The organism is Donghicola sp. (assembly GCF_025210255.1).
Lineage (GTDB): Bacteria > Pseudomonadota > Alphaproteobacteria > Rhodobacterales > Rhodobacteraceae > Donghicola > Donghicola eburneus.
The window spans coordinates 20,996-47,237 of sequence record NZ_JAOARZ010000043.1 but is presented as its reverse complement, the minus strand read 5'-3'; the positions used below and the strand labels follow the sequence as shown (position 1 = coordinate 47,237).

Genomic DNA, 26,242 nt, shown 5'->3' with positions numbered 1-26,242 from the left:
CCTCACTCCCCAGTGACTCCTATGGCTTCCCGTCAGTACCGCAGTTCATAGCTTGCCAATAAGCTCATCTCTTGCCAATTTATTATCCGATTACGCCAAACGAGGCAGCGATGACCGGTCACGATCCAATCTCTTTGACGACCGTTTCGGCGGGGTTCATTCAAGACTGGCTCGATGCGCTTGGGTCTCGGTGCCCACCGGAAATGTTGCGCTCTTTGCTGCATCGGTCGGGCTTGCAAAGCGGGCCGATGAACCCGCAGCAGCGCGTCACGCTAGAAGAGATCGCACGGCTTTATCAGCTTGCCGCGCCAGAGACTGGCGATGAAATGATGGGATTATGGTGCCGCCCGATCCGTCCCCGTGCCTTGCAACATCTGGTCACCGTCCAACGCGAAGCCAGCAGCCTTGTCTCTGCGCTCTATCGGTTTTCGACGTTCTGGAATTTGCTCTTGGATGATTTCCGGCTGGAATTGATGCACCGATCGGACGAAGTGGAATTGGCGCTGATCCCGTATTCAATCGAGACACAGCCGCAACGGTTTGGGCACATGCTGATCCTGAAACTGGCGCATGGATTGCTGTCGTGGCTCGCTGGGGCAGAAACCGACGTTAAAACAGTCAGATTTGCCTTTGCCCGTCCCGATTTTGCTGCCGACTACGCGGTTGTGTTTCCATGCCCTGTCGAATTCGACGCGCCGCACACGAGCATTCTCTTTGATCCAAACCAGTTCAAGCGACCAATCGCTCGAAATCCTGCCGAGGCATCGGTGTTCCTACAGCGTGCCCCCATTGACTGGATATTCACCAGTTCGCGATCCCACACGCACAGTCTGCGGGTGCGCGCGCATCTTTACGGGGCAGCATGGCAGACGTGCCAGCTGCCAGAGGTGGCTGCGGCCCTCGGGATGACCCCTCGGACCCTGAACCGCCGCTTGAAGGAAGAAGGCACATCCTTTCAAGAGATCAAGGACGCGCTGCGCCGCGACATCGCCATCCGCGCAATTCAGCAGGGCACAGAGAGTATTGAGCAAATCTCCTTTGACACGGGCTTTTCTGCCCCTGCGAATTTTCACCGTGCTTTTCGTAAATGGACTGGCCGGACGCCGGGGTCGTATCGCGCGTGACACCGCTAGGGAGGTGATTGCTGGCCAAGGGAAACTGTATTTACGGAGCATTTGCCGTTGAGCTTACACCCCGCGCTTGGCGCGACTGCGGCCATGATGATAGAGGCGGATGAAACGCCAAAAAAAGGACAGGCTGATGATCAAACCCACTTCTTCGTTCAAAGAAAACCTTCAGCAGTTGCCGTCGATTGATGGGGTCGAGAGCCTGCGCCTGCTCGATGATGCGGGCCGCGAAGTGGCCTCCATCGAAAACGCCCCTGGCAAGCAAGGTTCTTTGGCGGTGTACCAATATCTGCTTGAGGCGTTCGGCGTTTTGAACGCCGAAGCGGCCAAGCACGGACTCGAAGTTTTTGGTGAGCACACCGCGGATGCACAAAATCGACCCGGCGCTCACCCGAACATTGACCGCCTCTTCGAGATCGCAAATGGCGGTGCGACTTTGTCGATGACCCTCGTTCAGCGTTAAGCTTGTTCAATCGTCTGGGAGCGGGCGAAGTTGCGCGCTCTCAAGGCACATGGGAGGTGTTTTTGGATCTCCTTTGACTGAACGTATTCGGTGCCCTCAATTGTGGCGCATGCGGTATTGGTCGCTGCTAAACTCGTGGCGCCATTGAGCGTCGGAAAGCGCTCTATCGCCCGCCTGAAACGCGGGTGATTAAGTGTTTTTATTAAAAATAGTGCGACTGATTCTCAATGGATGATATGAGAAACTATTAACGGGCGCACTGTCCTAGCGCATCGTGATTATGGCCAAGCCAAGTAAAAGCGATGCAGCGATAAGTGCCCATGTGAAGCGCCTATTTTTAAGGGGTGTCGCGCGGAAACAGTACCCACACTCGGACGAGCCAAAGCGAAGATGATGGTTGCAATGTTTGCAATGAAACAAACGCAATACGCGACTGGACTGTGAATGTGTCGAAGACATTGTATTACCTTAAATCGCTAAACTTAGGCGGTAGTATACAATGCAAAGCCAACCCCTTCAATTTACAATAGGGGCAATGCAGAAATTTACTGCGAGCGCAGATCGAGTATCGAATTGATAATAAATTCTGAATTGAGAGTGCTTCTGATGGGATGATCTGATTTAAACTTAATAAATTCAAATTAGTAAATCTGATTGTGCAGGCGTTGCGCGGAAGAGATGATCTCACAATGATCTAATATCGGCGATCGGCATTAGTTTAGCCATGCTGAAAAGATGAGCCATCCTTCGAAGACCGAAACTAGTCGGTAGTGTCAATCAAATCGCGATCTGGCTAGAAGTGTCCGCTCACTTCGAAATTTCCTTCAATTGCAGCAGTCGGATTCGCGGGGCTTGGATGAAATCCCTGTATGCCTGTCAGGTGCGAAAACCTATGGGGGCGATCCATATTCGGCGCTGATAAACGCCATTTTGAACGCGGCGCTTGGCATTGGTCTGTGTCTGATCATAGGCTCAGATGTAAGGCCGCGATGCGGTGTTTAGGGTGAGGTCGATGATGATCGGGCCCTCGCAATGACTAAGACTGGAGCGGTTCGTGCTAACATTCGCCTTGGCTGTATTCTTTCTGATCATCACGCCTGGTCCGGGCGTGCTGTCGACAGCGGGGGTCGGGGCCAGCTTTGGCGCGCGCGCCGGGCTACGCTATTTGGTCGGGCTTTTTCTGGGGACGAACCTTGTGGCGCTTGCTGTGGTCAGTGGGTTGGCCGCGGTGTTGCTTGCTGATCCTCGATTGCGCATCGTGCTTTTTACCTTGTCCTTTGGGTATCTCGCTTATCTGGCATTTCGCATCGCCTTCGCCGGATCAAAACTCGCGTTTATCGAGCGCGCCAGCCCACCCGGTCTATCCGGCGGCATTCTACTGCAGATCATGAACCCCAAAGCCTATGCGGTGAACACAGCGCTCTACACGGGCTTTGGATTTTTGCCGGACAGCTATTGGGGCGAGGTGTTGGTGAAGTTCTTGATCATGAACGCCATTTGGGCGCCAATTCACCTGCTTTGGCTGTGGGCGGGGATCAAGGTGCACCAGTTGGATCTGTCGCCGCGCACCCACTCAATCATCAATAAAGCGATGGCATCGTCGATGCTGATCGTCGTGCTATTAGCTGGTCTGGAAATGGCGTGACTGGTCACGCATTAGTGCGCGTCGTGATTTTGTCCAGTCAGGCCTTCTCACAACTAAGTGTTGAAATTTAAGAAACTTTTCCGTCTGCAGGGCCGTGAAGGGGGTACGTGGTTTTATTAGAGGAGAAATTTACCATGGCCCATCTAGGATCATCTTATTCATCATATGGCACCTTTTTGAACGGTGCAGATGCCTTCTGGACTCTTGATCTGGCGGCGATGAACAACTCGGGCGTGACTGGTGATGTCTTGCTCGCAGTGAACACCGAGGATGATGGCACCCGCTACCTGAACGTCTCGATCAACGCTTCAGGACTGACGCCGGACGTTCAACACGCACAGCACATTCACGGCACCTTTGACGATGATGGCAACCCGACAGACGCGCGGATGCCCGTGGTGTCGGATGATGCCGATCAGGACGGCTTCATCGAAGTGTTCGAAGGCTTTGGCGCCTATGGCGACATTATCCTGACCTTAACGGACGGCGATGGGGTTCTGCCGACCACGCGCTCGGACGGCACACTGACCTACGTTCAATCTTTTGACCTTGGCGACGACTCTAACTTTGCCAGCCCTGTGAGCGGCAATGACTACACCGCCGAAGATCTGATGCCCTTGATAAACCGTGAAATCGTGATCCACGGTCAAAACGTTGGTGCAGGCTTCGGCGCCGGAACAGATGGTGAAATTGATGGTACGCAGGACGGCTTTGTCGGCATTCTGCCCGTGGCATCAGGCGAGATCGAGATGACCACCCAAGAGCAGGCTCTGGACATCCTGGAGGATCAGTTCGAGCGCGCGTCTGATTTTGAGCGTCTCGGCGCAGGGGATGACATTTATGATGCCGGCCTTGGCAACGACACCGTGTATGGCGGTACGGGCGCCGACCGTATTCGCGGCGGTGCGGATAACGATATGCTCTATGGCCGCAAAGACAATGACGTCTTGCGCGGTGACGATGGTGCAGACCGTTTGGTCGGCAATCAGGGTCAAGACCGCCTATTCGGCGATGACGGCGACGACCGCCTGAACGGCAACGCGGGCGCGGACGAGCTGAATGGTGGAACAGGCAATGACCGTCTGTTCGGCAACCAAGGTGGCGACGATCTGAACGGCGGCGCGGGTCGGGATGTTCTGAGCGGTCAAAAAGGGAACGATGTGCTCGTGGGCGGCAATGGCCGTGACGAGCTTCGTGGCGGTCAGGGTTGGGACGAATTCGTCTACACCGACATGCGCGAAGGCAACGACACGATCACCGACTTCGAAGATGGCATTGATCTGATCAGCCTTAGCAATCTGGGGATGGACTTCAATGATCTGGACATCTCTTCCGCCAACGGCGGCAGCGACGCGTTGGTCGAGTTCGGCAATACCTCGATCTTGCTGAACGGTGTCAGTGTCGACGATCTGGATCAGAGCGATTTTGTCTTCTGATTTCGGCTGAACACCGCGAAAAATGCCCTAAAGAGCAGGCCGAGGGATTGGCCTGCTCTTGCTGTCATAAACCGATCTTTACCGCCCGTTCATCGAGGCAATGAGTTGAGCGATTTGGGATTGACTGAACTGCTGATCGCCAATGGTGATCGTTTCTGCCGCTGATGCCGCGTGCGGGCGTTGTTTCAAGGTCAGTTGGGCCAGAATGCGTGACATCGTCTTGGCCGAGTCATTCATCTCGCGGGATGTGCCTGCCAATTGCTCGGATTGCGCAGAGGCCGATTGCCCCATTTTGGCAAGTTCGTTGACCGCCATCGCGATCTGGCTAACGCCCCGGGACTGCTGGACCGACGAGTTGGCGATGTCCGTTGTACTGCTTTCGAGCTTGGCGATGTTTTCGGCAATGGTGCCAAAAGCTTCGCGCGTTTCAACGGCTGAACTCACGCCGTCATTTACCAAACGCGTTGTGGTCTCGATCAGGTCAGAGGTCTCGCTGGCGGCCTTGGCAGATCGGCCCGCCAAACTGCGCACCTCTTGTGCGACCACCGCAAATCCGCGTCCGTGGCTGCCCGCGCGCGCCGCCTCAACCGCCGCGTTCAGGGCCAGCAAGTTGGTCTGAAATGCGATCTCATCAATGGCTTTGATGATCTTGCTGATGTCCTGAGAGGCGCTCGCAATCTCCTGCATTGAGCGGTGCATGCGCTCCACCCGCTCTCTGCCATCCTCTGAGATTTGGCGGGTTTCGGAGGCAAAGGCGCTCATCGATTGCGCGGATTTGGAATTGGCCGCTGTCAGATTGTCCGTCTCTTCGATAGAGGCAGAGATTTGGTCAATCGCTGCGGACTGTTCCTGCGCCAAAGCGGCCAGAGCATGCGCGGAGTCACTGACCGAGTCTGCCCCACTCGTTGTGATCGTCGTCTGATGTTTGATTTCGCCGAAACGACTGTTCAGGCCTTCGACCGCTTGGGCAAAGCTGGCCATGATCTCGCGGTAGGCACCTTCGAACGCGTCGGGCTGGATCTCCTGATCCAAGTCTCCATTCACGATGGCCGCCGACAGACGTTGGATTTCCGAGACGATGGCGGAAAACGCCCGTCTGATCTCTTCAATCGCATCGTTGATAAATGCGCGATCACCGGACAGAGGTGGGAAAGGCTGCTCGAAATCACCGCGAGAAAAGGCGTTCATGCAGGTGATAATCGACTTCTTGGTGTTGATGTGGTCCTGCACCATGCGGTTCACGCGGCGGCCCACCTGCGCATAGGTCTCGTCCAGATCGTCGTGGGCGATAAAATCGTTGATGAAGCCGTCGAGATGGCGTTCGGCCATTTCGCTGACGCGGCGGATCAGTTCATCCAGCTGCCATCGGTCCCGCAGAATCTCGGTCTGGTCCTGCCACTCCACAAGGATCAAGGACAGCTTGCCATCCGATCCGAATTTGGGTGACGCGCGAAACATCAGACTTTTGCCGCCAATCGTAAATTTGCCCACATGGGGTGATTTCAGCGTGTCCAATATCCGACGTTGGTGGACAGGGTTTTTGTGAAAAACGTCTATGGTTTTTCCCAGAACTTCTTTTGCGCGGAAGTCAGGCAGATCGCGGCGGATGTCGTCCTCAATCGCTGCAAACATCGCTAGCGCCGCATCGTTGACATACCGAATGACAAAATCTGCATCGGCGACCATCATAGGATTGCCAAGCAAGTTCATCGCGTCAGTGGCGAGCAGAGTGTTCAGTTCGTTGGTGGGCTCCAAGCCGGTATCAAGCGCCATAGTTTCATCCTCATGCAAATCCGCGGCTGCATTTATGGCGATTGGGTCGCGGGACAGCGCTTCAGAAGGCTAGGCGATATGGGGCATTGGGCGAGTAGTGGGTATGCTTTGGGATATGCGCGGTCATTTGCCAAACCTCAGTAAGGCGACTCTTTTTGCCATGCATACGCCGCCCGGAACTTGGAGTAGGCATCGTCGTATGCATGACGCAGATTCTGCATAGGCATGATCGGTTCCGCCAGTCGAGGTGGCGTCATAACCTGCGTGACTTCGGCGCTCTCGGCCGCAATCATTCCCAGACGCGCCGCCCCAAGCGCCGCGCCGAATTCGCCAGAGCTAGGGACGCGGATCGGAATATCCAATGCTGTCGCGATGACCGACAGCCAATAGACCGACCTTGTGCCGCCCCCAATCGCGATCAGTTCGTCAAAATGTGCGTTCGTGCTGAGCAAGGCTTCGAAACTGTCTCGAAGCCCGAATGCCACCCCTTCGAGAATGGCGCGCGTCATGTCACAGCGGCTGGTCGCAGCACCAAGTCCGGCAAAATTGCCACGGACGTTCGCATCGTTGTGGGGCGTTCGCTCTCCGGACAGGTAAGGCTGGAATTTCACTCCGCTTGGCGCTTGGATCGTCGGGCCAAGCTCGGTTGTCAGGTCTGCGGGTTTGCTGCCAGTGATGCGTGAAAACCAATTCAAACTATCCGTCGCTGATAGCATCACACCCATCTGGTACCAGCGTCCTGGAACAGCGTGGCAAAAGGTATGCAAGGCAGTTTCGGGGGCCGGTGCGTAGCCGTCGCGCGCGGCCAGTAGTACGCCAGATGTGCCTAGGGACACAAAGCCTTGGCCTTCGTTCATGGCTCCAATTCCACAGGCGGCAGCGGCATTGTCGCCTGCGCCGCCAGCGACGACGACGCGTGCTGACACGCCCCAGCGTTTGGCGAGTTCAGGGCGCAGTGTGCCAGCGGCTTCGGTGCCTTCGACAAGGCGAGGCATCTGGTCGAGGCGCATGTGCCCCGTTGTAAGCAATTCTCCGGACCATGTACGCTCACCCACATCCAGCCAAGATGTCCCCGCACTGTCCGACATGTCCGAGACATGTTCGCCAGTCAGATACAGGTTCAGATAGCCCGCAGGTAAAAGGACCTTGGCAATGCGGTCGTAAATCTCTGGCTCGTGCGTGCGGACCCATTCCAGTTTGGGCGCAGTGAAGCCTGGAAAAACGATGTTGCCCGACAGTCTACGCACATTGGGCGCCTGATCCAGCACGGTCGCTTCCGCATGAGACCGGCTGTCATTCCACAAAATGCAGGGACGCAGCACGGTGTCGTCCGCATCCAAAAGGGTCGCGCCATGCATTTGGCCGGCCACGCCAATGCCGCGTAGGGCGGAGAACTGGGGATGGGTGGCGCGCAGCTCCTCGACTGCCGAATCCAGCGCTGCAATCCAATCCGTCGGCGCTTGCTCGGACCATCCGGGGTGTGGATGTGAGAGCGGATAGTCGCGTTCCGTCGAGCCAATAGGCGCGCCTTGATCGTCGACCAGAAGCGCGCGCAGCCCCGATGTCCCTAAGTCCAGTCCCAGATAACTCATACGCGCGTCGCCCCGTTGCTCATCGATGATGTTAATGCGGAATTTGTCATACAAGCTAGTCCGTCAATCAAGCAATAAAGCGCTCAGGGTATCCGAGATCGTTTCGCAAACCTGCGCTGCACCCTTACTGAGAAGAAGTGCACGATGCTCGTCACGCATGGGGTCCAAGTGGGTGCCACCAACAAAGCCGATGGCCCTCATTCCGGCCGCGCGGGCCCCTTGGATGCCGTGGGGTGAGTCCTCCATCACCGCACATGCTTCGGGATCAACCCCCAATTCCTGTGCCGCAAGAAGAAAGAGATCAGGAGCGGGTTTTCCGTGTTCGACCTGATCGGCGCTAAAGGATGTGCCCTCGAAATACGACGCCAGTCCGGAAATCCGAAGCGTTTCGCCCATGCGGCGAATGGAGCCGCCTGTTGCAATTGCGACCGGAATTCCCCGATCCTTCAGCTCGTCCAGCATGGGGGTCACCCCTTCGATCTGGCGCAGGTCAGAGCGGTAGCGGGCAAACAGGCGTTCTTCGACCCGGTCCACGAAATCGTCTGCACATGTCTTGCCGGTTTGCTCTGCCACATGCTCGCAGATCACCCGCATCGAGACCCCTAAAAAGCGGTCTCGGATGTAGTCGTAGGTGACATCAGAGACGCCCATGTCCCTTATTTCTTTGGCAATCGCGTTGATCGAGAGGGTTTCGCTGTCCACAAGGCAACCGTCTAGGTCAAAGATCACGGCTTGGGGCATTGGCATTCCTTTGGTCATCGGGCGCTGAGGTGGCTGCCCGTCGTCACGTTATAGACGCTGTTCGGTTGCGCGGTCGAACAGGTGCACATTCGCAGGATCGATGGCAAAGCGGACCTCGGAGTTCGGGGCAGCTTTGAAACGGTCCTTCACCATGGCGTCGATGAAATCTGTACCATGCTTTGCGAAAACCTGTGTCTCTGAACCGGTTGGCTCTACGACGACAACGCGCAGCGGGACACCGTGATCCGCAATGGTGATGTGTTCTGGACGGATGCCGTAGGTAACTTTCGTACCATCCGGCGCATTTGTGTGGGGCAGGGGTAACATCAAGCCATTATCTGACCGGAATTGACGCACGCCGCCGTCGTTCACGATCTGACCGTGAACAAAGTTCATTGACGGCGACCCGATGAAGCCGGCGACAAAAATGTTTGCAGGGTTGTCATACAAATCTAGGGGTGCGCCGATCTGCTCGACTCTTCCGTCGCGCATAACCACAATTTTGTCGGCCATGGTCATGGCTTCGATCTGGTCGTGGGTCACGTAGACGATGGTGGTGCCAAGGCGCTGGTGCAGTTCCTTAATCTCGACCCGCATCGTGACGCGCAACTTCGCATCGAGGTTCGAAAGCGGTTCGTCGAACAGGAACACTTGTGGGTCGCGGACAATGGCCCGGCCCATGGCGACGCGCTGGCGCTGGCCGCCAGACAACTCCTTGGGATAGCGCTTCAGGTACTTGGTCAGGTCCAGAATATCCGCCGCGCCAGTGACTTTTTTGTCGATCTCGTCCTGCGGGCGTTTGGCCATTTTCAACGGAAAGCCGATGTTGTCGTAGACGGTTTTGTGGGGGTAGAGCGCGTAGCTCTGGAACACCATGGCGATGTCCCGCTCCTTGGGGGGGACGTCATTTACCACGCGGTCGCCGATGGAAATGGTGCCGTCGCTGATTTCTTCGAGACCTGCCAGCATCCGCAGCAAGGTGGACTTGCCGCACCCGGACGGGCCGACCAGAACCACAAACTCGCCATCATTGATGTCCACGTCCACGCCGTGCATGACCTGCACCGCGCCGTAGCGCTTGATCACGTTGTCGATTTTTACCTGAGCCATTGGGGTCGTTCCTTATTGCGGCAGTTCGATCTGCATCTTCACATCGGCCACGGGGGCGGACGCGGCGATATCGAAGGCGCGCACAGAGTCATTGAAGTCGAATTTGCGGGTGATCAGCGGTTTGACGTCGATGGCCCCGCTGGCCAGCATCCCCACACAGCGGGGGAAAACATGGGCGTAGCGAAAGATGTTCTCGACACGTGCTTCGCGGACCATCGCTGCGCCCGCGTCATAGGCGATGGGATCGGCCTGTCCGCCGATGAACACCACACAGCCGCCGGGGGCCAACGGCTGAAAGACGCCAGCGGCGGCTTTGGGGGCGCCCGTTGCCTCGAACACGATGTCCGCACCCCAGTTTTCGGTGGCGGCCATGACGGTGGCGGTCAGGTCATCCGTGCCCGCGTGGACGGGGGTGATTGCGGGGGACAGGCTGGCGGCGATCTCAAGTTTTTTCTCGGCCAGATCGGTGACAAAGACCCGCGCGCAGCCAGCGGCCAAGGCGGACAGCGCGGTGACCAGCCCGATGGGACCTGCGCCCATGACCACGGCTACATCACCCGGTTTGACCCGCGCTTTGGTTGCCGCATGGACGCCGACGGCGAGCGGTTCTACCATCGCGCCCTCGGCAAAGCTGACGTTGTCTGGCAGCTTGAAGGTGAAATCGGCCGGATGCACGCAAGTGGGGCGCAGGACACCGTGAACAGGGGGCGTGGCCCAGAACCGGACGGCGGGGTCGATGTTGTACATACCCAAACGTGCGGCCTTGGAGGTCGGGTCAGGGATGCCCGGCTCCATGCAGACGCGGTCGCCGATGGACAGGTTTGTGACCTCTGGGCCGACTTCGATCACCGTGCCTGCGGCCTCGTGGCCAAGGATCATGGGTTCAGTGACCTCGAACGGGCCGACCTTGCCATGGGTGTAGTAATGCACGTCCGACCCGCAGATGCCGACGGTGTGCAGCTTGATCCGAACATCGCGGGGGCCAAGAGTTTCTTCGGCCTTGGAGATTTCGGGAAAGTCGCGCAGGGACAGCTCCATCTTGCGCTCCATCACGAGTGACTTCATGAAATTAGCCTTTCGAAATGATCAGCACGGCCAAGGCCAGCGCGATTGCGTTTGAAATCCAGATGCTTAGACCGATAGGTTCCATGAACCGGAACCAGAGCAGCGAAAGCGCGACCCAGATCACCACCGAAATAAACAGGCGATCGAACCAGTTGGTCTCGATCGGCAGAAAGCCTGCCTTGGGCGAGGACACCGCGGGGGTGTCCTCTTCTTCGTGGTGGGCCGAGGATAGGGGCGTGTTGTCGTGATTGCTCATGGGTATCAGCCTTTCACTGCGCCAAAGGTCAGGCCCGCGACGATGTGCTTTTGCACAAGGCCAAAGACGATCAGGGCGGGGATAAGGGTAAAGACGGAAATGGTCGCCATGATGCCCCACTCGGTGCCGGTGGTCGTGACGTATTCCGACAGGCCAGTGGTCAGGGTGCGGGCGTTAAAGTTCGTCAGGGTCGCCGCCAACAGGTATTCGTTCCATGCAAAGACCCATGTCAGGATCAGCGTCACCGCAAGGCCGGGGCGGCACAGGGGGAAGACGATCTCTGTGATGACTTTCCAGCTGGAGGCGCCGTCCACATAGGCGGCTTCGTCCAGCTCCTTGGGAATGCCGTCCAGCGTCGGACGCAGGGTCCAGATCGCAAAGGGCAGGTTGAACGTGCAGTAGACCAAAATCATGCCGATCCGCGTGTCCAACAGTCGGAAATCACCCACCGCGTAGACCTGCGTCATCAGCAGAAACAGGGGCAGCAGGAAAACTGCAGGCGGCGCCATCCGGTTGGTGATTGTCCAGAAGAAAAGGCTTTCCTTACCGGCCATTTTGAACCGCGACAGGGCATAGCAGGCAAAGAACCCGAGAATGGTGCAGAGCAGCGCGTTGCCCGTGGAAATCACCAGCGAGTTTACCATGTAGCTGCGCAACAGGCGGTCGCCCCAGACCTTGGCGTAGTTGCCCCAATAGGGGTCCGACAGGATCACATCAGGGGTCGAGAACAGCTGTACCGCCGGTTTCACCGAGATGACGAACAGCCAGTAGATCGGGAACAGGGTCAGGAAGCTGACAAGGCTCCAGAAGACGATGGCAATGATCGGATTGTTCTTTTTCATCGCGCTCAGTCCTTCTTGTTACGGGGGGCTAGCATGGTGACATACAGCAGCCAGCACGCGACGATGGTGAGGTAGAGAACGATGACCGAGATCGTTGATCCGTAGCCGTAGTTCGTCTTGGGGAAGACCTCTTTGAAGATGTGCACGCCGACGAAACGGGTGGCCGATCCGGGGCCGCCGCCCGTCAGCATCCAAACCTCGTCCACGGTGCGCAGGGCGTCCATCAGGCGGATGAACACGGTGGCCACAACGGCAGGAGCGATCATCGGCACCGTGATGTGAAAGAAGATCTGGCGTTTGTTTGCGCCGTCGATCTGCGCTTGCTCGAACGGGTCAGGGGGCAGGGACACCAGCGCGGCAATCAGGGTCAGCGTGACCAGCGGTGTCCAGTGCCAGATGTCCATCACGATGATCGTGGTAAATGCAGCTATCGGGGACATTCCGATATTCACCGTGATCCCGAACCATTCATTCAAGTAGTGCGGAATGATCCCGATCGAGGGGGTCATCATCAGCTTCCAGACCGACCCCACGATGATGGGGGCCATGATCAGGGGTAGGGTGTGGATGGTGCGGAAAATCGCCTTGCCGGGGAATTCCTTCATAAAGGCTTGGGCCAGAATGTAGCCCACGATTAGCTCTGAAATCACGGCGAACAGGACAAACAGCACCGTCACGCCGACCGAATTCAGAAACTCGGTGTCAAAGACGATTTTGCGGAAGTTGTCCGCCCCGTTGAAGATCATGGTGGGGTCAGCGGCGAACGGGTTCCATTGATGGAACGAGACGTAAACCACGTAAATAAAGGGCAAAACGCCGAAGAAGAACAGAATGACCAGCGTCGGGGCCAGTAGGATCCATCCTAGTCTGTTGGATTGCATCGTCATGCTCCCTTTATGGTCGATGCGCGAAAACGGTCCGGTGCGCCGAGGCGCCGGAAAGAGGGCCGCCACCGATTAGGGGCAGCGGCGGCCCAAGGGCTAATGCGATTGGGAGGATCGCTTACTTCCGGTAGCCCAGTTCGGTCAGGGTGGTTTCGGCAATCTCGGCCATCTGGTCCAAGCCATCGCTGACGGTCAGATCACCGGTCAGGATGTTGTAGAAGGTCGGCGCCATCGCCTCGCGCAGCTGCGCGTGGAACGGATAGGCGGGTGCGCCAGCAAATAGGTAGCCTTTGTCCTTCAGCATGTCGTAGTAGCCGCCGAGCTCCTCGTTCATGTCCTGAACTTTTGGATCATCGTAGGTCGCGGTGTTGGTTACTCGGGGCGCTGCCACGGCCCAATCGGGCTGCACTTCGTTCTGGCCGATGTACTGCAGGAATAAGGCCGCCGCCTCTTTGTTCTTCGAGGTGGAGGGGAGACCGAACGCGCCGCCGTCGTAGTAGCCGATATAGCCTTCACCGTTTTCGACTTCTTCCATCACGCCCTCTGCCAGCGGCGGCAGAGCGACGCCCACTTTGCCAACGACAAGCGATTTGGTGTCATCTGCTGCGATCCAGCCTGCATTCTCGCCATAGACCAGACCTTGCGCTGCGCGGCCCGCGCCAAACGTGGTGCCCACTTCGGTCCAGGTCGACTGGTTCGATTCAGGCGGCGCATACTGGCGCAGATCCAGCCACCACTGCAGCGCCTCTTTGGCGGTGTCAGAGTTCATCTCGCCGCCATTCGCAACGCTGGCAGCATAGTTGTTGTCCGCGTCGATCCCCCAGTTGTAGATGCCAAAAGTCGGCGCGACGGTTTCGACGTATTCGTACCACGATGCCGCGTGACCCGTATGGCCCTGAACGGTCGCGCCCCACAACTTTAGGTCGTTTTCTTGTCCGTACTCGTAAAAGAATTTGGCGATCTCGGTGTATTCCGCATGGGTGGTTGCGGGAGCAAGGTCACGTCCCGCTTTTTCTTTGAACGCAGCCTGAATATCTGGGTCGCCGAACAGGTCCGTGCGATAGAGATAAATCTTGATAAAGGCTTCCATTGGGATGCCGTAGAGGTGCCCGTTTTCGCCTTTGAAGTAGTCCGCAAAGGTCGTGAAATTGGCTTCGTCATAGGTGGGCGCCTTGAGCGCCGGATTGTCCGCCAGAAGTTGGGTCGTGTCGGTTAGGAAGTCACGGGCCAGATACGAGTAGACGATGTCCTGCTCGATGTAGACCATGTCGTAAATACCTGTTCCGGCTTCCATATCCTTGATCGCCTTGTCGAACATCTGGTCCCACGACGTCGTCTCGATATCGACGCGGATGCCGGTTAGCTCTTCGAATTCGGGCGCCAGAACCTCGCGAATATAGAGCGACGGCGGCGACGATTCCGTCACACCGCGCAGAGTCACACCTTCGTATGGGGCAGCGGCCTCTTTCCAGAATGCGTCGTCGGCATTTGCCATACCGGCCGCAAAGGACAGCGCGAGCGCGGACGCGGCAAGCTTGAACACGGTTTTCATGATTTTCCTCCCTTGGAATACGGGCCTCCAGCGCGGCTCGACGCACCATCATGCGTTGAGTCGGTCTGCCTCCCCGCCTCAATGCATGCAATTGTAAAATGATTCATGCAAGTGTTTATTTTCCAAATGTTGGGATTGCCATACATATGTTTTTTGTGTCATCGTGAGCTTCGATGCAGTAAGCGGCAACGCACCGCATCAAGGAGGAACGTCGAACCATGGCACGCGAGCTGATCGAGGATAGCGAAGCCTTCATTACGGAGGTTTGCTGGCATTACTACGTGAACGAGATGACCCAAGCCGAAGTCGCTCGGCTGATGGATGTCACCCGCTTGCGCGTTAATCAGGCAATCCAGCGGGCGCGGTCCTTGGGGATGGTAAAAATCCAGATCGAGTCGCCGTTTAGCACGCGGGTCGATGCGCAAGAGACGCTGAAAAACGTGCTCGGCATTGACCGCGCGATTGTAGCCCCCGCCAATCGTGACAACTATGATTACCACCAACCTACAGGAGCGGCCCTAGCTGCGCTTCTGACTGAGCGTATGCGAGCAGGCGGTTGGTCTTCGTTTGGCGTGTCGTGGGGGCTGACGCTGGATGCGGCGATTGCTCGACTGCCCAAGCAGAACCATCCCGACCTAGAGGTCGTGTCCATCCTTGGGGGGACCGCGCAAGGGTCGTCGTTCAATTCCTTCGGGATTGCATCGGGGTTCGCGCGTGCTTTTGGGGCGCATTACTCGATCCTGACGGCGCCGATCTATTTGTCCGAGGGGCTGGACCGCGACCTGTTCCTATCCCAATTCGCCTTGCGGGAGCATTTTCAGAAGTTTGACACGTTGGACGCGGTGCTGCTGACCTGCTCGAACGTCTCGAACAAATCATTCCTTGTCAGCCATGGCCTGCCAAGCGAGCTGACGCCCGAGAGCCTGGTCGAGCAAGGCGCCATCGGCGATGTGCTGGGGCAGTTCTTGGACAAGGACGGAAACTCTGTCTCAAAAGAGGTCGATGACCGCGCCGTGGGGATGCTGTTGAAAACGGTTCAGCGTGTGCCAGAGAAAATCATGGCAGCCGCGGGTCCTCACAAAGTCGAAATCATTCGCGCCGCCTGCAAACGCGGGCTGGTGGATACTTTGGTCACGGATGACGTGACTGCAGAACTATTGATGTCTGCCGAAGCTTCGGAGGCACCACCGATCGCCAGTTAGCGGTCGTTTCGGGAGGAAAATTGAAATGAAACGCCTAGGGATACACTCCTTCGTCTGGACGGGAGGCCAGACGCAAGAGGGGCTGGAGAAGGCGCTGGAGAAATCGGCTGAGCATGGCTACCGATGTATCGAGTTCGCCTATCTGCGCCCTGAGTTGTTCGATCTGGACCGCTTGGCCCGCAAGAGCCAGGAGCTGGATGTGCAGATCGGCGTGACCATGGGGTTGCCTGTATCAGCGGACGTGTCGTCCGAAGACCCAGAGGTGGTTGCAGCAGGCAGGGCGATGTTGGCCGACGCGGTCCGCGCCGTGCGCGATGTGGGCGGCGATAAACTGGGGGGCATCCTGTATTCGGCGCATACCAAGTACAACCGTCAGCCCACCACAGATGGTTGGAAAAATTCGGTTCACGCGATTGCGGACACCGCCGAGATTGCCGAGGCTGCAGGCGTTGATTTGGTGCTCGAAGTGGTGAACCGCTTTGAAACCAATCTACTGAACACGACCGCGCAGGGGATGAAGTTCATCGCCGACACCGGAAACGACCACGTCCGCCTGCACATGGATACCTTCCACATGCAGATGGAGGAGGCCAATCTCGCCGCCGCGATCCGCTTGGCGGGGACAAGATCGGGTATTTTCACATCGGGGAGTCCAACCGTGGCTACCTCAGCGACGGCACCATTGACTGGGATCCTGTTTTCGATGCGCTTGTCGAGATCGGATACAACCGCGACGTGGTTTTCGAGAGCTTTTCCACCGCCATTGTAGACGAAGGGCTGTCACTTGCATGTGCCATCTGGCGCGATACTTGGACCGAAAATGACCCTCTGGCGGCCCATGCCAAGCAGTTCATCGAGATGAAATGGGCCGAGGCTGAACGACGACGCGCGACCAACATCCGCGCCTGATCCGCAAGGACCAACCGACATGACAAACGAAACCAACCTAGCGCCGGACGCGCTGGGACCGACCTTGTGCATCGGTGAGATCCTCGCCGAGATCGTGGCGACCACCGCTGGGGAGGGGTTCTTGGACCCTGTGCCACTCGTTGGGCCCTATCCGAGCGGGGCACCCGCGATATTCGTGGACCAGGCTGGCCGTCTCGGAGGAGCGGCCGCCATGGTGGGGTCCGTGGGCAACGACGATTTTGGCCGCGCGAACATCGCGCGGCTGAAAAGGGACGGCGTTGATGTGAGTGGGATCCGCACGGACCCCGTCTTGCCCACGGGAACCGCCTTTGTCCGATATCGGCCCAATGGCGCGCGGGATTTCGTGTTCAATATGTGGACCTCTGCGGCTGGGGCCTTGGCCTGGGATGATCGAGTTGAGGCTGTCTGCGCCCGCGCGGGTCATCTACACGTCATGGGCACCCTCTTGGGGCACCTGTCGATCTGGGACATGACAGAACGTGCAGCAGCGATGATCAAGGCGCGGGGCGGCACGATTTCACTCGACCCAAACCTGCGCAAAGAGCTGCGCGGGGATGGCGAAACCGGTCGCCGGTTCGCGCAGATGGTGGGGATGACGGACCTGCTGCTGCCCTCTGGGGATGAGCTCTATCTGGTCGCTGATCTGCCCGTCGAATTGGGCGAAGAAGCTGCGTTGGAGCGCCTATTCCAGTCAGGCGTCAAAGAGGTCGCGATCAAACGCGGCGCGGCCGGCTCCAGTTCCGCGCTGCGCAACGGGACGCGCACCCACGCGCCCGCGTTTGAGGTGACAGAGATCGACCCAACTGGCGCGGGCGACTGCTTTGGCGGGGCCTATGTGGCGTGTCGCCGCCTTGGGATGACGCCAAGCCAAGCGCTGACCTATGCCAATGCTGCAGGGGCGCGGAACGTCACCTTCCGCGGCCCGATGGAAGGCGCGGGCACGCGCGACGAACTCGACCAATTCATTTCAGAAACAAAGCGATTGACCCGATGCCCTTAGCCCTGACCGACCTCGCGCCGCGATATCATAGCGGCCAACCTGCTGGAATACCCTCGGTCTGCTCTGCGCACCCGCTTGTGCTCCGCGCCGCCTTGCAACACGGGCGGGATACGGGCGACACAGTTTTGATCGAAGCGACGTGCAACCAAGTTAACCACCTTGGCGGCTACACAGGCATGACCCCCACGGATTTTGCGCAGATGGTGCATGATCTGGCCGGTACAGAGGGATGCCCCAGCGATCTGATCATCCTTGGGGGTGATCATCTAGGACCGAACCCGTGGCGCCATCTGCCCGCCGAAGATGCGATGGCGCAAGCCGAACAGATGGTTGCGGCTTATGTCGCGGCGGGCTTTGGCAAGATACATCTAGACGCTTCAATGGGCTGCGCAGGTGAACCCGAAGCGCTGGATGATACCACCACAGCCAATCGCGCTGCGCGCTTGGCTCGCGTGGCCGAGGATACCGCGCAAGCGCGAAGCCTCCCGCCGCCCCACTACATCATCGGTACCGAAGTCCCACCTCCCGGCGGCGCAGATCACGAACTCACGACAGTATCTCCGACCGATCCCAATGCCGCCCGGGACACTCTGGCGGTGCATCAGCAAGTCTTCGTAGACCAAGGATTGGAAAGTGCCTTCGCCCGTGTACTGGGGCTGGTCGTCCAGCCCGGTGTGGAGTTCGGCAACAAGAACACGATCCTCTATCGACCAGAGGCTGCGACGGGTCTGACCCAAGTTTTGGGTGCGTGTCCCCAACTGATCTTCGAGGCGCATTCAACCGATTACCAAGGCACCACGCCTTTGGCTCAGCTGGTCCGTGACGGCTTTCCGATCCTGAAGGTTGGGCCGGAATTAACCTTTGTCCTACGAGAGGCGCTCTATGCGCTCGACCTGATCGCGAGTGATTTGCTGCCGGATTATGGCGTGCGGCCTTTGTTCAGCGCGATGGAGGCGTTGATGACCCGTGCCCCCGAGAATTGGGAGCGTCATTACCACGGGTCCGAGGCCGAGCAGCGCGTCCTACGCCATTATTCGCTGTCGGACCGCATTCGCTACTACTGGACGACGCTCGAGGCACAGACGGCGGTACAAACCCTATTGGATGCTCTGCGCGGCCAATCCGTCCCCCTGCCGCTGATGTGGCAGCACATGCCTGCTGCTGCCAGCTTCGCAAGCGCGCCCCTTGATCCTGAAACACTGCTGATCTGGCGGGTGCGCCAGAGCCTGCATTCTTATCACGCCGCCTGTGCAGGCGCAGCCAACCTCTAAAGGAATTTCCATGAACCAAGATTTCGAAGGCAAACGCATTATCGTGACTGGCGCGGGCAAAGGCATCGGCCGTGCCTGCGTACAAGAGCTGTCGCGCCGCGGCGCAACCGCCATCGCCATTGCGCGGACCCAAGCAGACTTGGACAGCCTGTCCGCTGAGACGGGCTGCGAAACGATCTCCGCCGACCTCATGGACAACGCTGCGGCCCGCACGGCTATGGGGCAGTTGGGGCTGTGTGATGGACTGATCAACTGCGCTGGTACCAATGTTTTGGAAACCGTGCTCGAGATGACCGATGACGGGTACGAAACCGTCATGGGGATCAATCTGCGGGCAGCCCTGATCTGCGCGCAGGAGTTCGCCCGCGCTCGGGTTCAAGCAGGAGGCGGCGGAGTGATCCTGAACGTCACTTCGATCGCAGGACATCGGGGCTTTGACAGTCACATGGCCTACGCCGCGTCCAAAGCAGGGCTAGAGGCTGCGACCCGCGTGATGGCCCGCGAACTCGGACCCCACGGCATCCGCGTCAACGCTGTGGCCCCAACAGTTACGTTGACCGAACTGGCCGCTGCTGCGTGGTCCGATCCTGCCGTGCGCGACCCGATGATGGCCCGTCACCCCATGGGCCGTTTTGCCGAGGTCGAGGATGTCGCGCGATCCATCCTGATGCTGATGGGACGCGACGCCCTCATGGTCACGGGCGCGGTCCTGCCGATCGATGGCGGCTTCTTGGCTGTCTAAATCCACTTCTATTTACGGAGAACTGAAATGGCTGAACGCCTGAACGGAAAAATCGCCGCTATCACCGGTGCGGCTTCTGGCATTGGTCTGGCCACGACCAAAGCTCTGCTGGCCGAAGGGGCCACTGTGGTCATGGTTGATCGTGACACAGCTGCGCTAGAAACATTGATCGCCGAGCTTGGGGACAAAGCGATTGCCCAAGTCACTGATCTGCTGGACGTGGACAGCTGCGATGCCATGATACCAGAAATTCTGGATAAAGTGCCGCATATCGACATCCTTTATCTGAATGCAGGGATGTATATCGGCGGGGATCTGGATGAAACCAATTCTGCCGCGATCGACCGAATGCTGAACCTGAACGTCAACGCGGTGATGAAGAATACCCTTGGCGTAATTCCCCATATGAAGGAGCGCGGCGTCGGGGATATCTGGGTGACGTGTTCTGTCGCTGGACACAGTGCCATTGCGTGGGAGCCTGTCTATTCCGGCTCCAAATGGGCGATCACCTGTTTTGTGCAGACGATGCGCCGCCAATTGCGCGAGCATGGCATCCGTGTCGGCCAAGTCTCGCCCGGGCCAGTCGTGTCGGCGCTTCTGGCCGATTGGCCAGAGGAAAACCTGCGCAAGGCCAAAGAGAGTGGCTCGCTCATCGACCCCGAAGAGGTCGCGGATGCGGTTGTTTACGCACTGACACGCGGCCGAAACGTCACGATCCGCGATATGATCGTTTTGCCCACCAACTTTGATATCTGAGAGGGTGCTATGCCCGACTTTACGGGAAAATCCGTTCTACTCACTGGCGCGGCGGGCGGGATCGGTACCGCGATGGCAGAAGCCTTTGCCCAAGCTGGCGCACGTTTGGCGCTGGTCGACCGCGAAGACTGCACGGAAATGGCGCGGACTTTAAAGGGCGATGGACATTCGAGCTGGGTCCTCGATCTGTCCGACCCTGACGCTATCGCGGAAGTCGTCCCGCGCGTCGGCACGGCGGTGGGTATCGACATTCTGATCAACAATGCAGGTCTCGGCGTGGTTGCCCCAGCCGAGGATCAAGCCATCGACTTGTGGGACAAAACCCAGGCGATCAATCTGCGCGCGCCATGGCTCATGGCCCGTGCGGCGTTGCCGTATCTTAGGGCCAGTGGTGCGGGCCGGATCGTCAACATGGCCAGTCAGGCTGCAGTGGTCGCCTTACCTGAGCACGCTGCCTACGGCAGCAGCAAGGCAGGCTTGGTTGCTTTGACCAAAGTGCTTGCCGTCGAGTGGGCGCAGTACGGGATCACGGTGAATGCCATTTCACCAACAGTTGTCGAAACGCCCATGGCCTTGGTCGGGTGGAGCGGTGAAAAAGGCGCGCAGGCCAAGCGGGATATCCCCGTGGGCCGGTTCGCACGCCCCTCGGAAATCGCTGCGGCGGCCCTGTATCTCTGTTCGGCTCAGGCGGGGATCATCACAGGGGAAAATCTGGTCGCCGACGGAGGGTATACGGTCCGCTAGTCGCATCGTCCTTAGCACGATGTCCTACGTTTGCAATCAACCGGTCGTGATCAATGCTCAAGGAACGCGCCTTGGGACGGGCACGTTGGGGCCGCAGACATTGAATTACGAAAGGACATCTCATGAAGGACTCCCATCGTCCCGACCGCGCTATGACCACAACCAATCCGGCCACGGAAGAGGTACTCGACACCTATCCGTTGATGTCCGATGACGAGATGATCTCGGCGCTAGAGGCATGCCACGCCGCCTTCGAAGAGTGGCGCCTGAAGTCCCACAAGGATCGCGGCGAGGTTCTGAAAGCGATTGGCAAGAAGCTGCGTGATCGTAAGGAAGAGTTCGCCAAGCTGATGACCCAAGAGATGGGTAAGCGCTTGCAGGACAGCCGCGACGAAATTGATCTGTGCGCTGCCATTTGTGACTGGACCGCAAAAGCAGGTCCCGAGGTTCTGGCCGATGAGACGCGCGATCTGCAAGACGGGCGCAAGGGTACGATCACCAAGGCCCCGATCGGCGTCGTTTACGGCATCCAACCGTGGAATTTTCCTGCCTATCAAGCGGTGCGCTACGCGATTGCGAACCTGATGGCGGGGAACGGTGTCCTGCTGAAGCACGCAGAGATTTGTACAGGTTCCGGCCTGATGCTGAAGGAAGTCTTCGAAGAAGCAGGTCTGCCCAAAAACCTGTTTACCGTCATGCTTATTGATCACGATCAGTCGGACGAACTGATCGGCCACAAGCTGGTTCGCGGTGTGACCATAACTGGCAGCGCCAAGTCCGGTAGCATTATCGCGGCCAAGGCTGGCGAGCACCTGAAGAAAACCGTGATGGAGCTAGGATCGAACGACGCCTATCTGGTGCTAGAGGACGCGGATATTGAGCTGGCAGTGAAAACCTGCGTTGCGGGCCGCATTTACAACAACGGTCAGACTTGCGTGAACGCCAAACGCTTTATCGTGGCGGACAAGGTTTATGAGGACTTTGTCGAAGGCTACGTCAAAGCGATGGGCGATGTAACTCTTGGCGATCCCACCGCAGAGGAGACTGACCTTGGTCCGATGGCGCGCAAGGATCTGCGCGAAACACTGCATGATCAGGTCAAGAAATCCGTGGACAAGGGGGCCAAGATTGCAGTCGGTGGCGAGATGCCCGAGCGCACCGGCTATTACTATCCCGCGACCGTGCTGACCGACGTAAAGCCCGGGCAACCAGCCTATGACGAAGAACTCTTTGGTCCTGTCGCGTCGGTCATTCGCGCGAAAGATGACGAAGACGCCATGCGTAGCGCCAACGACAGTCGCTTTGGTCTGGGTGGTGGCATTTTCAGCCGCGACGAAGAGCGCGCACTTGAGTTGGCCAAAACGCACTTCGATACAGGCATGGTGTTCATCAATCACTTCAACCTCGCCACACCTGAAATGCCGTTCGGCGGTGTGAAAGATAGCGGCTATGGCCGCGAGCATGGTGGGTTTGGCATGACCGAATTCATCAACGCCAAGGCCATCACGCTGCCGAGCTAAGACGTTTGAAAACGAAAAAGGCGGAGGCCATGATGCCTCCGCCTTTTTTTGTGCCAACCAAAAGGTGCGACCGCTCATGGCCGCGCCCATTTCAAGCGAATTCGCATTGATGTTCGGCGCGATAACCCGCTGACAAAGCAGCAACGAGGAATGCGTGCCGTGCCTCTTCTACGGGCGTCATGCACTCCATCGCGGCATCAATCTGGGCCAACGCCGCGTCACGATTGGAATCGTCGGTCGGCCACTTGCGGCGCAGCCAATAGCGCGCTTTTTCAATCGTGCTAAAATGTTCGATGCTGCCATCTTGGGGGGTGATCAGGGCCATTGGCTGACCCCATTGAATTTCCATCATATCTTTAACCTTAGTGTGTCGTCTCGGCGGAGCGGGCAAACCTGCCTTACGCGTCTAACGCCGTGCCCCTACCCATCGGGGGTGGGGACTGTTCTAAAAAATCTCGCTGCGCAGTGTTTTGATCCCAACGCCAAAGCATGGGACCCGGTACGCCAATGTAGGGGATCCGTTGCCCGATCAGACCTGTGGATCGACCGGGCAAGAGGATCATTCTGCTTTGCCGCCGTCACGGGCTTGCCGTGCGGCCTTGAGCCGCGCTGTCTTTTCCGCCCGCGCTTCGGCTTCCTCGTCGAGGATGCTCCAGGCGGCGGTCGACGTTTTGTCGAGGGCCGTCACCGGCCTGTCGCCTTTAGTGCGCAGAGTGCTGCCGGCGGTCCGGCCTTTTGCTCCGCGGGCCGGAACACCCGCGAGGAGGTCTCCCGGCACGTTACTCATGCCAGAGCGAGATTGCTGGCTGAAGCGCGGCCATCGCGACCGGTTTCGAGATCGTAAGTCACCTTTTGCCCGTCATCGAGGCGCGAGATGCCCGACCGTTCAACGGCGGAAATGTGGACAAAGACGTCTTTGCCGCCGTCGTCCGGCTGGATGAACCCAAAACCTTTGGTGGAATTGAACCATTTCACGGTGCCATTGGCCATATCCGTGGTCTCCTTGATCATGCTGCCCGCGGGACTGCGGCAGCCCGGCAAAGTCGATCCAAGTCGATCAACCGGGGCCACAAATAGCGGCAGCAGCGTGTCGAAGATAGATAACGTAAGCCCTCTGAAGGTGGGGGCACCGCGGGCTTCTGACAAGGGGCAGTCAATGAAGTTTTCATGACAGCGCTAAACGATAGCATTTTTCTGGGCAGGCGTAGTTGCTTTGATTAGCTCGTATTTCCTGCAATATCGGGTCAGCTTTGGCGATTAATCACCGCCCGAAAACCGAGTGCAGCGTATTTTTCAGCGCGCGTCTGTTTATAAAGCGTGCTCTTTTGATCTGCTGTTTCTCCGCGACGCTATAGACGTTGCGGGAATCCGAAAAAGAGGGCACCACGGGAAGTGGTTTATTTGAACCGCGTATACGATCGGCATTGGATCAGAAATTTGAAACAAGTACTTTCAGCGATTGTGTTGATTGCCGGTTTAGGCTCTCCGAGTTTCGCGCAAAGTGATGGGGGATCGCTTCGGTTTCCTAGTATTTTCGGGATTCCCAGTGCCTTGCCCGCGCCGGGGGGCAGCGGCTATGTCGGTTTGGTCCTTGTGCATCCCAGACGCGACACCGAGGACAGACGTGATCCGATCAATCAGGCGGATGGTGATCTGTTATTGGGGTACACCTTTGGCAACCCAGTGCGCGGCGTCAGCGCCCATGTCGGCGCGACAATCACATCGCTGATCGGGTTTGCCGAGGACGGCGCATTGCAGGCCAGCCTGTCCCGTGCCCTGCATGTCTCCGAGAGTTCGGCGACCTTTGCAGGGGTGTCAGCCACGAACGCGGCGGCATGGGGAGATGCCGCAGACAGCCCACCTGCCTATGCCGCTTATCTTTCACACCTGTTCACCGTGAATGGGGGGCGTGGTGAGATGCCGGTACAGTTGACCATCGGTTATGGCGATCATGCCGCGACAGCGGATGGGTCTGGGATCAATGACCAAGAGCCGTTTGTCGGGATCGGCGTTGGTGTTTCGCAATCTATAAACCTTAGCCTGTCCGGCACCACAAAAGAGCTATACGCTGGAATGGGCTTTGGATTCAGAGAACTGCCCCGCTGGAATTTTTCTCTAGGCGTGTTCGACGTGACGCAGGCCCAAGGCCACAGGCAGCTTGCCTTGACAATTGCTCGTGGGTTCTGAAACCTTTTAGGTAGATTTTCAAATGATTGGCTCATCGAAAGAGAGAACCATGTTTCATGCAAGAATTGCCGTCGCATCGGTTTTATTTTGCGCTGCGCCAATGGCTTATGCGGGCGAAAGGGCGATCGTCGGCTTCGATATTCAGTTCGCGGCCATGCCATTTGCCCCGGTGAATGATTACTCCAACGTCGCAGCCACACCGACCCCGATCATCCGGACGCTGCCTCCGCAGTCAGAGCCAGTGGTCGATGTTCGCCCGACCATCCGGCCGCGCGCCCCGCAGCAGCAGGCGCCCGTGGCCCAAGATGGTGGGTTTGTCAGGGGCTATCTGGACAGTCTGGAGCAGTAATCGGGCCTAGTCCCCGCAATCCTCTAGAACCTGTTGCAGGGAGGGTATGCGGTCCAGAGACCGCGCGATCCGATCTCGCCATTTTGGCCCGCGGGAGAGCGCGTCTTGGTAGGCCTCCCAAACGTCCATGGGCCGATCGTAGGCCATGCTCTCGATCAGCCACTTGGCTTGCTGGCGATCTTTGTAGGACTTGTCAGAGGTTGCGCCATCACGCCTGCGCTCTGCCACGATCAGTTTGTGAATGGCGAACCGCTCGGGGCGGGGGATCTGTACCAAAACGCCCTCGCGATAAAGGGCGGCCGCCGGAATTGGATCTGCGATCAGATAGTTCAAGTGATGCAAGGCGCGGGCTTTGACACCCAATGCGGGCAGTGCCTTGATCCCCTCGTTTTCTTCAAAGGAGGGGGTGAGAAACTCGACCAGCGTTCCTGATTTCGCTTGCCGCCACCGCCAGACACTGTTGGTGTCCAAAGCCTCGACCGGATCGAATTTCAGCGCTGTAAAGGTTTCGGCTAGTGACGGCTGCACTTCATCTTCGAGCACCAGAGAGAGCCGCTCGAACTGCGCGATGTCAATGTCTCCGGTGTTTTCCGCCCCGTCACGGGGCAAGGTCAGACCCAGTTCCCCTTCCATCAGGCGAAATGCATGTGTCCCGATCAGAGTGCCGCCCAAGCGAAAGGTTCCAACTTTGCTCATGTTGAACAGAAGGCTACCGGTTTCGCGATCCACGGGGGTTAGTCCTTCGGCGCGCAGCAGGCGAACAAGCCTTGCTCGTTCCCGCCGTCGGTCGGGGGCATGTTCCTGCAGTTCGCGCAGACGTTCAATCCGCTGGCGTGTTTCATCAGTGTCGGGGCCGATGTACCACCACTTCAGGTCCTGCCCGATACGTTCGGTCGTGTACCAGTGGATCTTGCCGCCGACTTCCTTTTGCCGGACGGTGCCGCGCAGATTGGCCACTTGATCGTCTTGCAAAAGACGGAGAAGGTCGTTGTACGCTGACCGCGCCACGCTCCGAAGTTCTGCCATAGGATGGCTCCCTGCCCGAATTACTACAC

General features: G+C 58.1%; 28 protein-coding genes. 15 read left to right on the top strand and 13 right to left on the bottom strand.

The window, feature by feature from the left end; genetic code table 11:
* Positions 1 to 110 precede the first annotated feature (110 nt).
* From N4A58_RS19755 to N4A58_RS19740, 4 genes are all read left to right on the top strand, one after another.
* The gene (locus N4A58_RS19755) at positions 111 to 1,124 is read left to right on the top strand and encodes an AraC family transcriptional regulator (RefSeq protein WP_293712964.1); all 1,014 of its coding nucleotides are present in this window, start codon (positions 111 to 113) and stop codon (positions 1,122 to 1,124) included.
* Positions 1,125 to 1,260: 136 nt separating this feature from the next.
* Entirely contained in the window at positions 1,261 to 1,590 is a 330-nt protein-coding gene (locus N4A58_RS19750; protein WP_293712962.1) for a DUF2322 family protein, read from the top strand.
* A gap of 1,054 nt (positions 1,591 to 2,644) precedes the next feature.
* Complete coding sequence (locus N4A58_RS19745; protein ID WP_293712960.1) at positions 2,645 to 3,235, top strand: LysE family translocator; 591 nt, start codon at positions 2,645 to 2,647, stop codon at positions 3,233 to 3,235.
* 134 nt (positions 3,236 to 3,369) lie between these two features.
* Entirely contained in the window at positions 3,370 to 4,671 is a 1,302-nt protein-coding gene (locus N4A58_RS19740) for a calcium-binding protein (protein ID WP_293712958.1), read from the top strand.
* A gap of 78 nt (positions 4,672 to 4,749) precedes the next feature.
* On the opposite strand, the gene N4A58_RS19735 is transcribed toward N4A58_RS19740, so the two are convergent.
* From N4A58_RS19735 to N4A58_RS19695, 9 genes are all read right to left on the bottom strand, one after another.
* Positions 4,750 to 6,444 (bottom strand): methyl-accepting chemotaxis protein, encoded by a 1,695-nt coding sequence (locus tag N4A58_RS19735; protein WP_293712957.1) that lies wholly within the window; start codon positions 6,442 to 6,444, stop codon positions 4,750 to 4,752.
* 137 nt (positions 6,445 to 6,581) lie between these two features.
* Positions 6,582 to 8,036: a xylulokinase gene (xylB, locus tag N4A58_RS19730; RefSeq protein WP_293712955.1), complete on the bottom strand. Its 1,455-nt coding sequence runs from the start codon at positions 8,034 to 8,036 to the stop codon at positions 6,582 to 6,584.
* 63 nt (positions 8,037 to 8,099) lie between these two features.
* Complete coding sequence (locus N4A58_RS19725) at positions 8,100 to 8,777, bottom strand: HAD family phosphatase (RefSeq protein ID WP_293712953.1); 678 nt, start codon at positions 8,775 to 8,777, stop codon at positions 8,100 to 8,102.
* 48 nt (positions 8,778 to 8,825) lie between these two features.
* Complete coding sequence (locus tag N4A58_RS19720) at positions 8,826 to 9,887, bottom strand: ABC transporter ATP-binding protein (protein WP_293712951.1); 1,062 nt, start codon at positions 9,885 to 9,887, stop codon at positions 8,826 to 8,828.
* Positions 9,888 to 9,899: 12 nt separating this feature from the next.
* Positions 9,900 to 10,952: an NAD(P)-dependent alcohol dehydrogenase gene (locus tag N4A58_RS19715; protein ID WP_293712949.1), complete on the bottom strand. Its 1,053-nt coding sequence runs from the start codon at positions 10,950 to 10,952 to the stop codon at positions 9,900 to 9,902.
* A gap of 4 nt (positions 10,953 to 10,956) precedes the next feature.
* Entirely contained in the window at positions 10,957 to 11,208 is a 252-nt protein-coding gene (locus N4A58_RS19710; protein ID WP_083595593.1) for a DUF2160 family membrane protein, read from the bottom strand.
* Positions 11,209 to 11,213: 5 nt separating this feature from the next.
* Positions 11,214 to 12,050 carry a carbohydrate ABC transporter permease gene (locus N4A58_RS19705; protein WP_072704501.1) on the bottom strand — a complete coding sequence of 279 codons (837 nt, stop codon included), beginning with the start codon at positions 12,048 to 12,050 and terminating at the stop codon, positions 11,214 to 11,216.
* 5 nt (positions 12,051 to 12,055) lie between these two features.
* Positions 12,056 to 12,931 (bottom strand): carbohydrate ABC transporter permease, encoded by an 876-nt coding sequence (locus N4A58_RS19700; protein ID WP_293712945.1) that lies wholly within the window; start codon positions 12,929 to 12,931, stop codon positions 12,056 to 12,058.
* A gap of 121 nt (positions 12,932 to 13,052) precedes the next feature.
* On the bottom strand, positions 13,053 to 14,486 hold the full coding sequence (locus N4A58_RS19695; RefSeq protein ID WP_293712943.1) for an extracellular solute-binding protein: 1,434 nt from the start codon (positions 14,484 to 14,486) through the stop codon (positions 13,053 to 13,055).
* 218 nt (positions 14,487 to 14,704) lie between these two features.
* On the opposite strand from N4A58_RS19695, the gene N4A58_RS19690 reads away from it, so the two are divergent.
* The 9 genes from N4A58_RS19690 to N4A58_RS19650 all read left to right on the top strand — a co-directional run bounded on the left by N4A58_RS19690 (position 14,705) and on the right by N4A58_RS19650 (position 22,651).
* Complete coding sequence (locus tag N4A58_RS19690) at positions 14,705 to 15,688, top strand: sugar-binding transcriptional regulator (RefSeq protein ID WP_293712941.1); 984 nt, start codon at positions 14,705 to 14,707, stop codon at positions 15,686 to 15,688.
* A gap of 25 nt (positions 15,689 to 15,713) precedes the next feature.
* Positions 15,714 to 16,457, top strand: a complete 744-nt coding sequence (locus N4A58_RS19685) for a sugar phosphate isomerase/epimerase (protein WP_293712939.1) — start codon at positions 15,714 to 15,716, stop codon at positions 16,455 to 16,457.
* Positions 16,424 to 16,597 carry a hypothetical protein gene (locus tag N4A58_RS19680; protein WP_293712937.1) on the top strand — a complete coding sequence of 58 codons (174 nt, stop codon included), beginning with the start codon at positions 16,424 to 16,426 and terminating at the stop codon, positions 16,595 to 16,597. The genes N4A58_RS19685 and N4A58_RS19680 overlap by 34 nt, the downstream gene beginning before the upstream one ends.
* A gap of 19 nt (positions 16,598 to 16,616) precedes the next feature.
* Positions 16,617 to 17,618, top strand: a complete 1,002-nt coding sequence (locus N4A58_RS19675) for a sugar kinase (protein ID WP_293712935.1) — start codon at positions 16,617 to 16,619, stop codon at positions 17,616 to 17,618.
* Complete coding sequence (locus tag N4A58_RS19670; protein WP_293712933.1) at positions 17,609 to 18,889, top strand: D-tagatose-bisphosphate aldolase, class II, non-catalytic subunit; 1,281 nt, start codon at positions 17,609 to 17,611, stop codon at positions 18,887 to 18,889. Before N4A58_RS19675 ends, N4A58_RS19670 begins: the two co-directional genes overlap by 10 nt.
* 10 nt (positions 18,890 to 18,899) lie before the next feature.
* Positions 18,900 to 19,631, top strand: a complete 732-nt coding sequence (locus N4A58_RS19665; RefSeq protein ID WP_293712931.1) for an SDR family oxidoreductase — start codon at positions 18,900 to 18,902, stop codon at positions 19,629 to 19,631.
* 27 nt (positions 19,632 to 19,658) lie between these two features.
* Complete coding sequence (locus N4A58_RS19660; RefSeq protein ID WP_293712929.1) at positions 19,659 to 20,387, top strand: SDR family oxidoreductase; 729 nt, start codon at positions 19,659 to 19,661, stop codon at positions 20,385 to 20,387.
* A 9-nt stretch (positions 20,388 to 20,396) separates the two neighbouring features.
* Positions 20,397 to 21,131: a GolD/DthD family dehydrogenase gene (locus N4A58_RS19655; RefSeq protein WP_293712927.1), complete on the top strand. Its 735-nt coding sequence runs from the start codon at positions 20,397 to 20,399 to the stop codon at positions 21,129 to 21,131.
* A 122-nt stretch (positions 21,132 to 21,253) separates the two neighbouring features.
* Positions 21,254 to 22,651, top strand: a complete 1,398-nt coding sequence (locus tag N4A58_RS19650) for an NAD-dependent succinate-semialdehyde dehydrogenase (protein WP_293712925.1) — start codon at positions 21,254 to 21,256, stop codon at positions 22,649 to 22,651.
* A gap of 91 nt (positions 22,652 to 22,742) precedes the next feature.
* Here N4A58_RS19650 and N4A58_RS19645 read toward each other — a convergent pair whose 3' ends face one another.
* The 3 genes from N4A58_RS19645 to N4A58_RS19635 all read right to left on the bottom strand — a co-directional run bounded on the left by N4A58_RS19645 (position 22,743) and on the right by N4A58_RS19635 (position 23,641).
* On the bottom strand, positions 22,743 to 22,976 hold the full coding sequence (locus tag N4A58_RS19645) for a DUF982 domain-containing protein (RefSeq protein ID WP_293712923.1): 234 nt from the start codon (positions 22,974 to 22,976) through the stop codon (positions 22,743 to 22,745).
* 234 nt (positions 22,977 to 23,210) lie between these two features.
* Complete coding sequence (locus tag N4A58_RS19640) at positions 23,211 to 23,339, bottom strand: hypothetical protein (RefSeq protein WP_293712921.1); 129 nt, start codon at positions 23,337 to 23,339, stop codon at positions 23,211 to 23,213.
* A 95-nt stretch (positions 23,340 to 23,434) separates the two neighbouring features.
* Positions 23,435 to 23,641, bottom strand: a complete 207-nt coding sequence (locus N4A58_RS19635; RefSeq protein ID WP_072704463.1) for a cold-shock protein — start codon at positions 23,639 to 23,641, stop codon at positions 23,435 to 23,437.
* A gap of 447 nt (positions 23,642 to 24,088) precedes the next feature.
* On the opposite strand from N4A58_RS19635, the gene N4A58_RS19630 reads away from it, so the two are divergent.
* Positions 24,089 to 24,838: a hypothetical protein gene (locus N4A58_RS19630; protein ID WP_293712920.1), complete on the top strand. Its 750-nt coding sequence runs from the start codon at positions 24,089 to 24,091 to the stop codon at positions 24,836 to 24,838.
* Positions 24,839 to 24,887: 49 nt separating this feature from the next.
* Positions 24,888 to 25,187 carry a hypothetical protein gene (locus N4A58_RS19625; protein ID WP_293712919.1) on the top strand — a complete coding sequence of 100 codons (300 nt, stop codon included), beginning with the start codon at positions 24,888 to 24,890 and terminating at the stop codon, positions 25,185 to 25,187.
* Positions 25,188 to 25,193: 6 nt separating this feature from the next.
* On the opposite strand, the gene N4A58_RS19620 is transcribed toward N4A58_RS19625, so the two are convergent.
* Positions 25,194 to 26,213 carry a GSU2403 family nucleotidyltransferase fold protein gene (locus N4A58_RS19620; RefSeq protein WP_293712917.1) on the bottom strand — a complete coding sequence of 340 codons (1,020 nt, stop codon included), beginning with the start codon at positions 26,211 to 26,213 and terminating at the stop codon, positions 25,194 to 25,196.
* Positions 26,214 to 26,242: the final 29 nt, after the last annotated feature.

What these genes read in the sequence shown, in the direction of transcription:
- N4A58_RS19685 (WP_293712939.1), top strand. Translation starts at nt 15,714, where the DNA reads ATGAAACGCCTAGGGATACACTCCTTCGTCTGGACGGGAGGCCAGACG.
- N4A58_RS19705 (WP_072704501.1), bottom strand. Translation starts at nt 12,050, where the DNA reads ATGAAAAAGAACAATCCGATCATTGCCATCGTCTTCTGGAGCCTTGTC.
- N4A58_RS19625 (WP_293712919.1), top strand. Translation starts at nt 24,888, where the DNA reads ATGTTTCATGCAAGAATTGCCGTCGCATCGGTTTTATTTTGCGCTGCG.
- N4A58_RS19735 (WP_293712957.1), bottom strand. Translation starts at nt 6,444, where the DNA reads ATGGCGCTTGATACCGGCTTGGAGCCCACCAACGAACTGAACACTCTG.
- N4A58_RS19725 (WP_293712953.1), bottom strand. Translation starts at nt 8,777, where the DNA reads ATGCCCCAAGCCGTGATCTTTGACCTAGACGGTTGCCTTGTGGACAGC.
- N4A58_RS19635 (WP_072704463.1), bottom strand. Translation starts at nt 23,641, where the DNA reads ATGGCCAATGGCACCGTGAAATGGTTCAATTCCACCAAAGGTTTTGGG.
- N4A58_RS19715 (WP_293712949.1), bottom strand. Translation starts at nt 10,952, where the DNA reads ATGAAGTCACTCGTGATGGAGCGCAAGATGGAGCTGTCCCTGCGCGAC.
- N4A58_RS19660 (WP_293712929.1), top strand. Translation starts at nt 19,659, where the DNA reads ATGGCTGAACGCCTGAACGGAAAAATCGCCGCTATCACCGGTGCGGCT.
- N4A58_RS19695 (WP_293712943.1), bottom strand. Translation starts at nt 14,486, where the DNA reads ATGAAAACCGTGTTCAAGCTTGCCGCGTCCGCGCTCGCGCTGTCCTTT.
- N4A58_RS19620 (WP_293712917.1), bottom strand. Translation starts at nt 26,213, where the DNA reads ATGGCAGAACTTCGGAGCGTGGCGCGGTCAGCGTACAACGACCTTCTC.
- N4A58_RS19700 (WP_293712945.1), bottom strand. Translation starts at nt 12,931, where the DNA reads ATGCAATCCAACAGACTAGGATGGATCCTACTGGCCCCGACGCTGGTC.
- N4A58_RS19645 (WP_293712923.1), bottom strand. Translation starts at nt 22,976, where the DNA reads ATGGCCCTGATCACCCCCCAAGATGGCAGCATCGAACATTTTAGCACG.
- N4A58_RS19710 (WP_083595593.1), bottom strand. Translation starts at nt 11,208, where the DNA reads ATGAGCAATCACGACAACACGCCCCTATCCTCGGCCCACCACGAAGAA.
- N4A58_RS19755 (WP_293712964.1), top strand. Translation starts at nt 111, where the DNA reads ATGACCGGTCACGATCCAATCTCTTTGACGACCGTTTCGGCGGGGTTC.
- N4A58_RS19675 (WP_293712935.1), top strand. Translation starts at nt 16,617, where the DNA reads ATGACAAACGAAACCAACCTAGCGCCGGACGCGCTGGGACCGACCTTG.
- xylB (WP_293712955.1), bottom strand. Translation starts at nt 8,036, where the DNA reads ATGAGTTATCTGGGACTGGACTTAGGGACATCGGGGCTGCGCGCGCTT.
- N4A58_RS19720 (WP_293712951.1), bottom strand. Translation starts at nt 9,887, where the DNA reads ATGGCTCAGGTAAAAATCGACAACGTGATCAAGCGCTACGGCGCGGTG.
- N4A58_RS19740 (WP_293712958.1), top strand. Translation starts at nt 3,370, where the DNA reads ATGGCCCATCTAGGATCATCTTATTCATCATATGGCACCTTTTTGAAC.
- N4A58_RS19690 (WP_293712941.1), top strand. Translation starts at nt 14,705, where the DNA reads ATGGCACGCGAGCTGATCGAGGATAGCGAAGCCTTCATTACGGAGGTT.
- N4A58_RS19665 (WP_293712931.1), top strand. Translation starts at nt 18,900, where the DNA reads ATGAACCAAGATTTCGAAGGCAAACGCATTATCGTGACTGGCGCGGGC.
- N4A58_RS19655 (WP_293712927.1), top strand. Translation starts at nt 20,397, where the DNA reads ATGCCCGACTTTACGGGAAAATCCGTTCTACTCACTGGCGCGGCGGGC.
- N4A58_RS19670 (WP_293712933.1), top strand. Translation starts at nt 17,609, where the DNA reads ATGCCCTTAGCCCTGACCGACCTCGCGCCGCGATATCATAGCGGCCAA.
- N4A58_RS19750 (WP_293712962.1), top strand. Translation starts at nt 1,261, where the DNA reads ATGATCAAACCCACTTCTTCGTTCAAAGAAAACCTTCAGCAGTTGCCG.
- N4A58_RS19650 (WP_293712925.1), top strand. Translation starts at nt 21,254, where the DNA reads ATGAAGGACTCCCATCGTCCCGACCGCGCTATGACCACAACCAATCCG.